The sequence below is a fragment of the Novosphingobium sp. SG720 genome (genome assembly GCF_012275365.1).
GTDB classification, from domain to species: domain Bacteria; phylum Pseudomonadota; class Alphaproteobacteria; order Sphingomonadales; family Sphingomonadaceae; genus Novosphingobium; species Novosphingobium rhizosphaerae.
Map to the genome: position 1 here is coordinate 848,692 of NZ_JAAZQN010000001.1, position 13,001 is coordinate 861,692.

Here is a 13,001-nt window from a genome sequence, read left to right on the forward strand (position 1 = left end):
AGTCAAAACAGGCTCGCCGGGCCGGTCAGGCTGGCATAGCGGGCGGGCGCGTGGCTCTTGGCAAAGCGCGCCAGCGTCTTGTCGATCGAGCGCAGCAGCGCGGGCACGGTGGTATCGCCGGGGTGCACCGCCACGCGCACCGTGCGGGTGGCGGGCAGGGCCTGCCGGGCCAATGCGGAGAACCACAGCGAGGAACGGATGCGGGCCTTGCTGCGGCTGGCCCAGGTGATCACCGGGCCCTTGGCCAGCACTTCGCCGGTCTGCGGACGCCACACTTTCATGTGGTCTTCGGCCAGGGCAAAGCCCACTTCGCCCATCGCCTGGTGGGCGCCGGGGCCATAGAGCCAGGCCGGCGCGATAAAGCCGGTTACCGGGCGGCCCAGGATATCTTCGACCAGCGCCTTGCCCTCGCGCATGCGGGCCAGCGCCTGGTCATGCGGCAGGTTGAGGAACTCGCCTTCGCCCGCGGTCATGTGCTTGCCCTTGAAGCCGGCAAGACCCTGATCTGCGGGCGTTTCGTCCTTGTGGCACCAGCCGTGCAGGAACATCTCGATGCCCATGTCGGCCCATTGGCGCAGCCGCGCCTGGAACGCGGCATTGCCAGCCAGCGGCGCGCCGCGCCAATGATCGGGGATCACCAGCATGGCAAAGCGGCCGGTACCCAGATGGCCGGAAAGCCGTTCGGCCAGCGCGTCCACTTCGCGCTCGAAACGCGGGCTCACGTCGTGGATCGAGGCCAGCAGCCGCTTGCGCGGGGCGTCTTGGTTGGCTGGTGCAGTCATGCCGGAAACGTCCGTGATCCCTTTAGAGTGCGATGACAAAAAGTGGGCACCGGTTTTTGTCCATAAATCGCATGACAACGAAGAACCCAAAGCCTGCTGGCGCTTCAACCCAACGCCCGCAAGCTTCAGGGCGCCAAGGCCCCCCTTGCGCCGGCCCCCGCCAGCTTGCACCGGTTCGGGCCTGTCGCAATTGGCGGCAAAATGCAACGGTGTTCCAGCGCCTTCCCACCGGGCGCAAACGGCTGTCGTTTCATCGCCGGCCTATTGTCTATCACAAAGATTGAGTTATCTCTTGTTCATGTCGGGACGTAGACCGAGTCGACCGGCCGCTTCCTTGGTGGGAGAACTTGTATGGCCCATGAACATTCCTTCGCGCGCAACGCCGATCCGATCATCCTGACCGTGCCGGGGCTGGACAACTCCGGCCCGGATCACTGGCAAACCCTTTGGGAACAGACACTTCCCGATTGCCACCGGGTAGACCTGGGGCTGTGGAACGATCCGCACCGCAACACCTGGGTCAACAAGCTCGCGCTGGCGATTCAGCGCGCCCATGAAGGCACCGGTCGCCCGGTGGTCCTGGTGGCGCACAGCCTCGGTTGCCTTGCCGTGGCGTGGTGGGCGGAATACGAACGGCTCGCCAATGCCTCGCGCGCCCATGCGCCGGCCATGCCGGTGATTGGTGCGCTGCTGGTTGCCCCGCCCGACGTGGAAGACGGGGTCAAGGACCGCCGCCTCACCCGCTTTGCCCCGGTGCCGGATGCCGATCTGCCGTTCCCCGCCATCGTCGTGGCCAGCCGTGACGATCGCTACGCCGCGTTCGGCGCCACCCGGCGCCTGGCGCAGCGCTGGGGCGCGCGCTTTGCCGATGCGGGCGCGGCCGGCCACATCAATGCGCAATCGGGCCTGGGTGAATGGGCGTTCGGCCGCCTGCTGCTCAACCGCCTGCTGCCACGGCCGCTGTCGCTTGATGATGGCCAGGCCAACTATGTCCCGGCGCCGCGCCGCTATATCGATCCGGCCTTGCGGCGGCTGGGGGCTTGAGGCTGCGGTTAAGGTGCTGTTCTCCCCTCCTCTTCAGAGGAGGGGGAGCGATATTCTCATGCTCCGTTCGCCCTGAGCCGGTCGAAGGGCCCGTCAGCCCAGCGCCACCCCGTCGGCCCGGCTCACCCGAAAGCCAGGCCTGATCCCGGCGGGATCGTGCCACGCCACGCCGGGCGTCGCCGGGTCTTCCCACCGCGCGCTATCCATCGGCGCGCCATCCAGCGCCAGCCATTGCCCGTCTTCCGGAAACCGTGCCATGTCGCCGCCCGCGCGCTTTGCAGCGAGCTGCGCGACAAAGTTCTCAAGATCATGGTCGCGCCCCTGCCAGTCGATCCAGGTCAATGCGTTGTCCTGGGCGTAGGCGTTGTTGTTGCCCTGCTGGCTTCGGCCGAATTCATCGCCCGCGGTCAGCATGATCGTGCCGGTCGAGGCAAACAGCGTGCCCAGCAATGCGCGCAAGGCCGCCTGGCGCCGCGCCAGCACGGCCGGATCGTCGCTCGGCCCTTCGACGCCGTTGTTCCACGAGAAATTGTCGTCATGCCCGTCGCGGTTGTCCTCGCCATTGGCGTGGTTGTGCTTGCGGGCAAAGGCCACGCAATCGGCCAGGGTAAAGCCATCGTGCGCCGCCAGGAAATTCACGCTTCGGCAGGGCGTTGCATCGCACGGGCCAAACACGTCGGCCGATCCGGCCAGCCGCGTGGCAAGCTCGCCCAGCGCGCCATCGCCGCGCCAGAACCGCCGCGCATCGTCGCGAAAGCGGTCGTTCCATTCCAGCCAGTTGGCGGGAAACCGCCCCAGTTGATAGCCATCGGGCCCGATGTCCCAGGGTTCGGCAATCAGCACGCGGTCAGCCAGCAGCGGGTCGGCTGCGATCTCGGCAAAGATCGGTGCATCGGCGGCAAAGCCCGGCCCGCGCGCCAGGATCGGCGCCAGGTCGAAGCGGAAGCCATCCACGCCGGCATGGGCAACGAAATGGCGCAGCGCATCCAGCGTCAGGCGGCGCACATGCGGATTGGCAAAGTCCAGCGTGTTGCCACAGCCGGTATCGTTGATGAGTTGGCCCGCCGGATCGTGGGCATAGGCCTGGTTGTCCAGCCCGCGCAGGCCCACGATTGGGCCGGCCAGATCGCTTTCGCCGGTGTGGTTGAACACCAGGTCCAGGATCGTGCCGATACCCGCTGCGCGCAAGGCGGCCACCGTTTCGCGCAATTCGGCCAGGCCACCGGGGCACAGTCCGGGATCGAGCGCCATGAAGCCCACCGGGTTATAGCCCCAGGCATTGGTCAGGCCCAGCGGGGGCAGGTGCCGCTCCTCGATCCAGGCGACGATCGGCATCAGTTCCACCGCGTTTACGCGCAGCTTCTTGAGGTGGGCCACGATCGCCGGATGCGCCAGGGCCGCTACCGTGCCGCGCAAATGCTGCGGCACGTGCGGATGCAGCATGGTGAAGGCACGCACGTTGACTTCATAGATCAGTCCGCCCGGCGCGAAGAGCGGCGGGGCGGGGGGCACCTTGGGCAGATCGTCGGGCACCACGGCCTTGGGCACCAGTGCCGCCGTATCCGCGCCCAAGGCAGATAGCGCTGGCTCATAGGCAAAGCGCTGGTCCAGTTCCACCGCATAGGGATCGACCAGCAGCTTGGCCGGATCGAACCACAGCCCGCGTTCTGGCGCCCAGTCGCCCCCCGCGCGATAGCCATAGCGCGCGCCAGCCTGGCTGCCCGGCAGCGTCAGCGTCCAGTCCTCACCATCGCGCACCATCGCATGGCGGGTTTCGGCCGCGCCATCGAACAGGCAAAGCCAGACGGCCTCGGCCAGCGGCGCGCGCACCCGCCAGGCGGTGCCGCCGGGGCAGGGGTGCGCGCCGTGTGGCATCAGGTGATCACGTCGGGCGCGGTGCGGCCGGTGTGGGCCACGATGCCCGCCACGGCGTCGGCCGCGGCGATCAGGTCGGCCAGCATGTCGCCCGTTTCGCGATCGAGATAGCCGTCGGCCGGTTCATAGCGTTCGAGGTAGACGCGCAGCGTTGCGCCTTCGGTCCCCGTGCCCGAAAGGCGGAACACGATGCGCGATCCGCCCTCGAACAGCACGCGCAGGCCCTGGTTGGCGCTGGTGCTGCCATCGACGGGATCGAGGTAGGAGAAGCTGTCCGCCGTGGCCACGGTGAGCGCGCCAAAGCTCTGGCCTGGCAGGCCGTCCAGCTTGGCCTTGAGCGCCGCGATCAGGGCATCGGCCTGTTCGGTGGGCAGGCCTTCATAGTCGTGCCGCGCGTAATAGTTGCGGCCATATTTGGCCCAATGCTCGCGCGCCAGTGCGTCCACGCTGATCTTGCGCACGGCCAGGATGTTGAGCCACAGCAGCACGGCCCACAGGCCATCCTTCTCGCGCACGTGGTCCGATCCGGTGCCGGCGCTTTCCTCGCCGCAGATCGTCGCCTTGCCGGCATCGAGCAGGTTGCCGAAGAACTTCCACCCGGTGGGCGTCTCGAACGCGGGGATGCCCAGCGCCTCTGCCACGCGATCGGCCGCTGCGCTGGTGGGCATCGAGCGGGCAATGCCAGCCAGGCCACGGGCATAGCCGGGCGCCAGGTGTGCATTGGCCGCCAGCATCGCCAGGCTGTCGGATGGGGTGATGAAGCGTCCCTTGCCGATGATCAGGTTGCGATCCCCGTCGCCATCCGATGCCGCGCCGAAATCGGGCGCGTCGGGGGCAAACATCGTGTCGAACAGGGCCTTGGCGTGCACCAGGTTGGGATCGGGATGGTGCCCGCCAAAGTCTTCCAGCGGCACGCCGTTGCGCACCGTGCCGGCGCCAAAGCCCAGCCGCTTTTCCAGGATTTCCACCGCATAAGGCCCGGTCACCGCGTGCATCGCGTCAAACGCCATGGTCAGGCCATCGCTTGCAGCAGCACGGATCGCGGCGAAATCGAACAGCTTTTCCATGAGGTCGGCATAGTCGGCGACGGGATCGATCACCGAAACCTGGCACCCGCCCACGTCCACGCTGCCGCAGCTGTCCAGGTCGATGTCTGCCGTGTCCACCGTCAGCCAGCGGTCGATGGTCTGCGTGCGGGCATAGATCGCCTCGGTCACGCCTTCCGGCGCAGGGCCGCCATTGGCGATATTGTACTTGATGCCGAAATCCTCGTCCGGCCCGCCGGGATTGTGGCTGGCCGAAAGGATCAGGCCGCCACTGGCCTTGTACTGGCGGATCACGTTGCTCGCCGCCGGGGTGGACAGGATGCCGCCCTGGCCCACCAGCACCTGGGCATAGCCATTGGCCGCCGCCATGCGGATCGCCTGCTGGATCACCGTGCGGTTGTGATAGCGTCCATCGCCGCCGATCACCAGGGTGCTGCCGGCCGGGCGCTCCACCACGTCGAACACGGCCTGGATGAAATTCTCGGCATAATTGGGCTGCTGGAACACGCGCACTTTCTTGCGCAGGCCCGATGTGCCCGGTTTCTGCCCGGCATAGGGCGTGGTCTGGTGAGTCGTGATCGTCATTGTGCCCCCGCAAGTTGGCGATAGAGCGCAGCATAGGCCTGGCCGCTGCGCTTCCACGAAAAGTCCGTCTTCATGCCTGTTCGCTGCATCTGCGTCCAGACATCGCGTTGCCCGTAAAGGGCAATCGTGCGCGTTATCGCAGCTGCGAAAGAAGGATAGGTGACGCCGTGAAACGCCACGCCGGTCGCGGCCTGGCTGTTGATCGCGGCCAGGTTGGCGTCCACCACGGTATCGGCCAGGCCCCCGGTATGCGCCACCACCGGCACACAGCCATAGGCCAGGCCGTAAAGCTGGGTCAGCCCGCAAGGCTCGAACCGGCTGGGCACCAGGATCGCGTCGCCACCGCCCTGCATGCGGTGCGAGAGTGCTTCGTCATAGCCGATGCGCAAGCTGACCCGGCCGGGATGGCGCGCGGCGGCGGCGTGCAGCCCCGCTTCCATTGCAGCATCGCCCGAACCCAGCAGCGCCAGCCGCCCGCCCAGCCCAACGAGATGGTCGATGACTTCAAGCAGAACGTCGATGCCCTTTTGCCAGGTCAGCCGCGTGATGCACACGAACAGCGGCCCATCGCTCTGGTCCAGGTGAAATTCCCGCTCCAGCGCGCGCTTGTTGGCCTGGCGTCGCGACAGGGAGCGCCAGGAATAGGTCTGCAGCAGGTGGGCATCGGTTTCCGGGTTCCACACCGCCGGATCGATGCCGTTGACGATGCCGCTCACCCGGTCCGCCTTTGCGGCGATCAGCCCTTCCAGCCCCATGCCGAACGCGGGATCGCGAATCTCGCGGGCATACGTCGGGCTGACCGTGGTAATCGCGCTCGCGCTTTCCAGGCCGGCTTTCAAAAATCCCACGCCGCCGTGGTATTCCACCCCGTCGATCGCCCAGGCCCACGACGGCAGTTCCAGCAAGGCAAAGATGTCAGAGCCATAGTGCCCCTGGAACGCCATGTTGTGGATGGTCATGATCGAAGGCACCGTGCCCACGCCGGCCGGGGCAAAGCGCAGATAGGCCGGGGCCATCGCCGCCTGCCAATCGTGGGCATGGGCCACGTCGAACGCCAGGCCTTTCACCGCGCCGCCCGCCACGTCGGCTGCGGCACGGGAAAACGCGGCAAAACGCCGCCAGTTGTCCCCCCAGTCGCGCCCGGCCAGATCGGTGTAGGGCCCGCCTTCGCGCGCAAACAGGTTGGGGCTGTCCACCACCAGCAAAGGGTGGCTGCCCAGGTTACCGGCCAGCTTGCCGGCCAGCAACCGCGCCGGTTCACCCAGCAGGCTGTCCCACTGGTGGATCGCCTTGGCTTTGCCGACGGCTTTCAGCACGGCTGGATAGCCGGGCAGGATCGTGGTCATCGCCACGCCATGGGGCGCAACGGCATCGGGCAGGGCGCCAACCACGTCGGCCAGCCCCCCGGTCTTGATCAGCGGCACCGCTTCGGACGCGATGGAAAGAACGCGCAAAGTCATTCCAATCTCCCCCTCCCGCCTGCGGACGGAAGCAGGGGGAGGGCATGTTATGCAACAATGGCGTTAAACCAGCTTGTCGATCATCGCCTTGGTGATGAGGCACACCCCATTGTCGGTGCGACGAAACCGCCGGGCATCGAGTTCCGGATCTTCGCCCACCACAAGGCCCTCGGGAATGCGCACGCCCGAATCCAGGATCACCCGCTTCAACTGCGCGCCGCGGCCGATGTTGCAATAGGGCAGGATCACCCCTTCCTCCACGCTGGAGAAAGAGCCCATCTTCACGCCGGTGAACAGCAGGCTGCGCTTGGCCAGCGCGCCCGAAACGATGCAGTCCTGGCTGATCAGCGAACAGATCGCCATGCCGCGCCGGCCATCCTCGTCGTGCACGAACTTGGCCGGGGCGGCCACGATCTGGTCGGTCCAGATCGGCCATTCGCGATCGTACATGTTGAGCGCGGGCACCGTGTCGGTCAGGTCGAGGTTGGCATCGAAATAGGCGTCGAGCGTGCCCACGTCGCGCCAGTACTCGCCGATCTCCTCGGCCGCGCGGATGCAGCTGTCGGTAAAGCGGTGGGCCACCGCCTTGCCGTGCTTGACGATGTAGGGGATGATATCGCCGCCAAAGTCGCGGTTCGATCCCGGCGTGGCCGCATCGCGGCGCAGCTGGTCGAACAGGAACTGCGTTTCGAAGACATAGATGCCCATCGAGGCCAGGGCATGGTCCGGATCGCCGGGAATGGTCGGCGGATCGGCCGGCTTTTCGACGAAGCTGGTGATCACGCTGTTTTCGTCCACGCCCATCACGCCAAAGCCGGTTGCCTCGGCCTTGGGCACCACCAGGCAGCCCACTGTCACGTCGGCACCCGAATTGACGTGCTGCTGCAGCATCAATTCGTAGTCCATCTTGTAGATGTGGTCACCCGCCAGGATCACCATGTGCTTGGGCGCATGGGCCTGGATGATGTCGATGTTCTGATAGACCGCGTCGGCCGTGCCTTCATACCACAACAGCTCGGAAATGCGCTGCGAGGCGGGCAGGATGTCGAAGCTTTCATTGCGTTCGGGGCGCATGAAGTTCCACGCGCGGTTCATGTGGCGGATCAGCGAATGCGCCTTGTATTGCGTGGCCACGCCGATGCGCCGGATGCCCGAATTGATCGCATTCGACAGGGCGAAGTCGATGATGCGGCTGACTCCGCCGAAATAGACCGCCGGCTTGGCGCGGTTGTCGGTCAACTCCTTCAACCGGCTGCCGCGTCCCCCGGCCAGGACATAGGCCATGGCATCGCGGGCCAGCGGTTGCCCATAGGTTTTGCGCATTGTTCCTCCTGACCGATTATTCGGGTTGGTCCTGCAATTCGAACATCATCGTGGAAAGCGGCGGCAGGATGACAAAGGCCGCGCCATCACGCGCCACGATCTTGCCGGCGTTGCCCTGGCCGCTGCCGCCATAGATCGCGGCATCGGAATTGAGCACTTCGCGCCACACCCCATCCTGCGGGGCGGGCAGGCGATAGTGGTCGTGCAATGCCGGGGTCATGTTGCAAACCACGATCACCGGGGCGTGGCCGGGCGTGCGGCGCACCCAGGCAAACACGCTGGCCAGCGCATCGTCCACCACCAGCCATTCAAAGCCTTCGCCCTCGCAATCGCGCGCGTGCAGGGCGGGCAGGGCGGCATAGGCGCGGTTGAGGTCGCGCACCCAGGCCTGCATGCCGGCGTGGGGGGCATGTTGCAACAGGTCCCAATCCAGCTCGCGCGCTTCGCTCCATTCGCGCGATTGGGCAAATTCCTGGCCCATGAACAGCAGCTTCTTGCCGGGATAGCCCCACATCAGCCCGTAATAGGCGCGCAAGTTGGCAAACTTCTGCCATTCGTCGCCGGCCATCTTGCCCAGCAGGCTGCCCTTGCCGTGCACCACTTCGTCATGGCTGATCGGCAGCACGAAGTTCTCGGTGAACGCATACATCAGGCCGAACGTGATCTCGTCGTGGTGATAGCGCCGATGCACGGGTTCGCGCGCCATGTAGCGCAGCGTGTCGTTCATGAACCCCATGTTCCACTTGAAGCCAAAGCCTAGGCTCGATGGGCGTTCGCCCTGGTCCAGCGCCGGCTGGGTCACGCCGGGCCAGCTGGTCGATTCCTCGGCCACGGTGATCACGCCGGGGCAGGTGCCATAGACCGCCTGGTTCATCGTGCGCAGGAAATCCACCGCTTCCCAGTTCTCGCGCCCGCCTTGCGCGTTGGGCACCCATTCGCCGCTCTTGCGCGAATAGTCGCGGTACAGCATCGAGGCGACCGCATCGACGCGCAACCCGTCGACGTGATAGCGCTCGGCCCAGAACAGCGCGTTGTTGACCAGGAAATCGCGCACTTCGCGCCGGCCGAAGTTGTAGATCGCGGTGTTCCAATCGGGGTGGAACCCCTGGCGCGGGTCTTCATGTTCATAGAGCGCGGTGCCGTCGAACCGCGTCAATCCGTGGGCATCGGTGGGGAAGTGCGCTGGCACCCAATCGATCAGCACGCCCACCCCGGCGCGGTGCGCCCCATCGACGAAGCGGGCAAAGCCCTGCGCGTCGCCGAACCGGGCCGATGGCGCATAGAGCCCGGTGGTCTGGTAGCCCCAGCTTGGATCGTAGGGATGCTCTGACACGGGCAGGAATTCGATATGGGTAAAGCCCATGTCCACGGCATAGGGGATCAGCCGCGCGGCCAGCTCGTCCCAGCTGTAGAATTCGCGCCCATCGCCCGGCTTGCGCCAGGATCCGGGGTGCACTTCATAGATCGAGATCGGCTGGCGGCGCGGATCGACCTGGGCCCAATGCGCGCGGTGGGCCGCGTCGCCCCATTCATGCGGCGGCTCGTCCAGCGTGATCGAGGCGGTATGCGGGCGCAACTCGGCGGCAAAGGCAAAGGGATCGGCCTTGTAAGGCTGCACCGTGCCATCGGGCCCGACGATGCGATACTTGTAGGCGCGCCCGCCGCCGATTTCGGGCAGGAACAGTTCCCAGATGCCGGTGTCGGTGCGCCGGCGCATGGGATGTCGGGCAGGGTCCCAATCGTTGAAATCGCCCACCACGCTCACCAGCCGGGCATTGGGCGCCCAGACGGCAAAGTGGACGCCGCGCGCGCCTTCGTGGTCGATCACGTGGGCGCCCAGCTTGTCGAACAAGCGATGGTGGGTGCCTTCGCCGATCAGGAAATCGTCGACCGGCCCCAGCACCGGCCCGAACGAATAGGGATCGGTCACTTCCCAGGTATACGTGCCCGCCTGGCAGGCATAGCGCACCGGCTGGCGCGGGCCGGCCACCGGCCCTTCGAACAGGCCGCGCGGATCGACGCGCGACAGCACGCCAAGCGGCGTGCCATCCAGGGCAAAGGCTTCGGCGCGCTCGGCGCCGGGCAGGATGGCGCGGGCAAAGGCGCCCTGCGGACCAGGATGCACCCCCAGCAATGAAAATGGGTCGGCGTGGGTGCCGTCAAGCAGCGCGGCAATCGCCTCTGCCGGGGGGTGCATGGTCAGGATGTCAAACTCCCCAGATGTCGCGGGCATATTCGCCGATCGTGCGATCGGACGAGAACCAGCCCACGTTGGCGATGTTGCGGATCGCGCTGGCGCGCCAGGCGGCCTGGTTTTCCCAGCGCTTGTCCACCCCGCGCTGCGCGGCGTGATAGGCATCGAAATCGGCCGCCACCAGGAACCAGTCGCTGTCGTAAAGCCCGCCCATCAGGCCGGCATAGCGCTGCGGATCGTCGGGCGAGAACACGCCGCTGGCAATCGCGGAAATGGCCTGCTGCAATTCGCGGCTGCTCTCGATCACCGCGCGCGGGTTATAGTTTTCGCGGGTCTGGGCCACTTCGTCTGCCGTCAGGCCGAAGATCACGATGTTGTCATCGCCCACGCGGTCCTTGATCTCGATATTCGCGCCGTCGAGCGTGCCGATGGTGAGTGCGCCGTTGAGCGCGAACTTCATGTTGCCCGTGCCCGAAGCTTCCATGCCTGCGGTGGAGATCTGTTCCGAAAGATCGGCGGCCGGAATGATGCGTTCGGCCAGGGTCACGTTATAGTTCGGCACGAACACCACCTTGAGGAGTCCCCCGACGGAAGGGTCGGAGTTGACGCGGCGGGCAATGTCGTTGGCCAGTTTGATGATCAGCTTGGCATTGTGATAGCTTGGCGCGGCCTTGCCCCCGAAGATCTTTACGCGCGGGGTCCAGTCGCGTTCCGGGTGGCTACGAATTTGGTCATAGAGCGCAACGGTTTCCACCAGGTTGAGCAACTGACGCTTGTATTCGTGGATGCGCTTGATCTGCACGTCGAACAGCGCATCGGGATCGATGCGGGTGCCGGTCAATTGCTTGATATGCCCGGCCAGCGCCACCTTGTTGGCGCGCTTGACCTCGGCAATGCGTTCACCCAGCGCGGCATCATCGGCCAGGGCATTGAGTTCCGAAAGCTTTTCCGCGTCATCCAGGAACGCGTCGCCGATCGCATCCTTGATCACGCCCACCAGGCGCGGGTTGCACTGCTGCAGCCAGCGGCGCGGGGTGACGCCATTGGTCTTGTTGTTGATGCGCGTGGGATAGAGCGCGTGGAGATCGGCAAAGACCGTGCCTTTCATCAGCTCGGTATGCAGCGCGGCCACGCCGTTGATCGAATGCGCGCCCACGAAAGCCAGGTTGGCCATGCGCACGCGCCGCTCGCCGCCTTCGTCGATCAGGCTGATCGCGGCGATCGCGCGGTCGTCCAGTCCCGCCTTGCGCGCTTCGCGCAGCACGCGGCTGTTGATCGCATAGATGATCTGCATGTGGCGCGGCAGCAGGCGTTCGAACAGCGGCAGCGGCCAGCTTTCCAGTGCCTCGGGCAGCAGGGTGTGGTTGGTATAGCCCACCGTGCGCTTGGTCACTTCCCAGGCTTCGTTGAATTCAAGGCCGTGCACGTCCACCAGCAAGCGCATTAGCTCGGCCACGGCCACGCTCGGATGCGTGTCGTTGAGCTGGATCGCGGCCTTGTCGGGCAGGGTGCGCACGTCGCCATGGTATTGCGCGTGGCGGCGCACGATGTCCTGGATGGAAGCAGAGGTGAAGAAATATTCCTGGCGCAGGCGCAGCTCCTGGCCTGCCGGGGTGCTGTCGGCTGGGTAGAGCACGCGCACCAGCGCATCGGCGCGCACTTGTTCGGCCAGCGCCCCGGCATGGTCGCCGGCGTTGAACGCATCCAGGCGGATGGGGTCGAGCGGGTTGGCCGTCCACAGGCGCAGGGTGTTCACCCGCTTGCCCTTGTAGCCCACCACTGGCGTATCGACGGCGTTGGCTTCCACCTTTTCATGCGGATGCCATTCCACGCCATCGCCATTGTCGATCACTTCGCCGCCAAAGCCGATCATGTAGGCGCTTTCGCGGCGGTCGAATTCCCAGGGATTGCCGTGGCTCAGCCAGGTTTCGGGCAATTCCACCTGCCAGCCATCGTCGATGCGCTGGCGGAACATGCCGTTCACATAGCGGATGCCATAGCCGTAGGCGGCAATGTCCAGGCTGGCGAGGCTTTCCATGAAGCAGGCAGCCAGGCGGCCCAGGCCACCGTTGCCCAGCGCGGCATCGGGTTCCAGCTCTTCCAGCGCTGCCAGGTCAAAGCCGTGGCTGGCCAGCGCCTTTTCCATCTCGCGGGTGAGGCCAAGGTTCGACAGCGCATCGCGCAGCAGCCGCCCGATCAGGAATTCCAGGCTGAGGTAGTAGACCCGCTTGCCGCCTTCGTCATAGGTCTTGCGGGTGGATTCCATCCAGCGGTCGATGACCACGTCGCGCAGCGCCAGGCAGGTGGCGGTATACCAGTCATGCGGCTTGGCGGCGCGTTCGTCCTTGCCCACGCGGTGACGCAGCACATCGATGATGTGGGCGTCGATTTCGGCAACCTTGGACGTGATTTCGAGGGTCATGGCTACTGGCTCCACCTGCTTTGGGCCGTGCCATGCTGCGTGCCCAAGGGCGCAACATGGATCGGGCCGGTTATCCCGGCCTTTCGCTGGCTCCTGCCCCCGTATCGCGTGACGCCGCTGCCGCCCCCTTGCGACATGCGGCCACGGCCAGCGGCTTGTTGTCGCAGCCCGAATTGCCCCCGGCTGCGACCTCCCGATGCAAGGGGTAAGCCAGGCCAGCCCCTGCCGACAAGCGCAGAGTTGCAAACAATGTAAGAACGGCGCCGCCCG

General features: G+C 65.9%; 8 protein-coding genes. 1 reads left to right on the forward strand and 7 read right to left on the reverse strand.

Features of this window, described 5'->3' with window-relative positions:
• Positions 1 to 2: 2 nt before the first annotated feature.
• Positions 3 to 782 carry a polysaccharide deacetylase family protein gene (locus FHW94_RS03860; protein ID WP_168554424.1) on the reverse strand — a complete coding sequence of 260 codons (780 nt, stop codon included), beginning with the start codon at positions 780 to 782 and terminating at the stop codon, positions 3 to 5.
• A gap of 351 nt (positions 783 to 1,133) precedes the next feature.
• Between FHW94_RS03860 and FHW94_RS03865 the strand changes: the two genes are divergently transcribed.
• Positions 1,134 to 1,826, forward strand: a complete 693-nt coding sequence (locus tag FHW94_RS03865) for an alpha/beta hydrolase (RefSeq protein ID WP_168554425.1) — start codon at positions 1,134 to 1,136, stop codon at positions 1,824 to 1,826.
• Positions 1,827 to 1,919: 93 nt separating this feature from the next.
• Here FHW94_RS03865 and glgX read toward each other — a convergent pair whose 3' ends face one another.
• The 6 genes from glgX to FHW94_RS03895 all read right to left on the reverse strand — a co-directional run bounded on the left by glgX (position 1,920) and on the right by FHW94_RS03895 (position 12,731).
• Positions 1,920 to 3,701 carry a glycogen debranching protein GlgX gene (glgX, locus tag FHW94_RS03870; RefSeq protein ID WP_168554426.1) on the reverse strand — a complete coding sequence of 594 codons (1,782 nt, stop codon included), beginning with the start codon at positions 3,699 to 3,701 and terminating at the stop codon, positions 1,920 to 1,922.
• Positions 3,701 to 5,332 (reverse strand): alpha-D-glucose phosphate-specific phosphoglucomutase, encoded by a 1,632-nt coding sequence (locus FHW94_RS03875; RefSeq protein WP_168554427.1) that lies wholly within the window; start codon positions 5,330 to 5,332, stop codon positions 3,701 to 3,703. Before FHW94_RS03875 ends, glgX begins: the two co-directional genes overlap by 1 nt.
• A complete protein-coding gene (gene glgA / locus FHW94_RS03880; protein WP_168554428.1) occupies positions 5,329 to 6,792 on the reverse strand; it encodes a glycogen synthase GlgA in 1,464 nt (487 codons plus the stop codon). The genes FHW94_RS03875 and glgA overlap by 4 nt, the downstream gene beginning before the upstream one ends.
• Positions 6,793 to 6,855: 63 nt before the next feature.
• Positions 6,856 to 8,115, reverse strand: a complete 1,260-nt coding sequence (gene glgC, locus FHW94_RS03885; protein ID WP_168554429.1) for a glucose-1-phosphate adenylyltransferase — start codon at positions 8,113 to 8,115, stop codon at positions 6,856 to 6,858.
• 16 nt (positions 8,116 to 8,131) lie between these two features.
• Positions 8,132 to 10,312: a 1,4-alpha-glucan branching protein GlgB gene (glgB, locus tag FHW94_RS03890; RefSeq protein WP_168555452.1), complete on the reverse strand. Its 2,181-nt coding sequence runs from the start codon at positions 10,310 to 10,312 to the stop codon at positions 8,132 to 8,134.
• Between the two features lie 10 nt (positions 10,313 to 10,322).
• On the reverse strand, positions 10,323 to 12,731 hold the full coding sequence (locus FHW94_RS03895) for a glycogen/starch/alpha-glucan phosphorylase (protein ID WP_168554430.1): 2,409 nt from the start codon (positions 12,729 to 12,731) through the stop codon (positions 10,323 to 10,325).
• Positions 12,732 to 13,001 lie beyond the last annotated feature (270 nt).

Excerpts from the sequence above, each read along its gene's own strand:
- glgA (WP_168554428.1), bottom strand. The coding sequence starts at position 6,792 with ATGACTTTGCGCGTTCTTTCCATCGCGTCCGAAGCGGTGCCGCTGATC.
- FHW94_RS03895 (WP_168554430.1), bottom strand. The coding sequence starts at position 12,731 with ATGACCCTCGAAATCACGTCCAAGGTTGCCGAAATCGACGCCCACATC.
- FHW94_RS03860 (WP_168554424.1), bottom strand. The coding sequence starts at position 782 with ATGACTGCACCAGCCAACCAAGACGCCCCGCGCAAGCGGCTGCTGGCC.
- FHW94_RS03865 (WP_168554425.1), top strand. The coding sequence starts at position 1,134 with ATGGCCCATGAACATTCCTTCGCGCGCAACGCCGATCCGATCATCCTG.
- glgB (WP_168555452.1), bottom strand. The coding sequence starts at position 10,312 with ATGCACCCCCCGGCAGAGGCGATTGCCGCGCTGCTTGACGGCACCCAC.
- FHW94_RS03875 (WP_168554427.1), bottom strand. The coding sequence starts at position 5,332 with ATGACGATCACGACTCACCAGACCACGCCCTATGCCGGGCAGAAACCG.
- glgX (WP_168554426.1), bottom strand. The coding sequence starts at position 3,701 with ATGCCACACGGCGCGCACCCCTGCCCCGGCGGCACCGCCTGGCGGGTG.
- glgC (WP_168554429.1), bottom strand. The coding sequence starts at position 8,115 with ATGCGCAAAACCTATGGGCAACCGCTGGCCCGCGATGCCATGGCCTAT.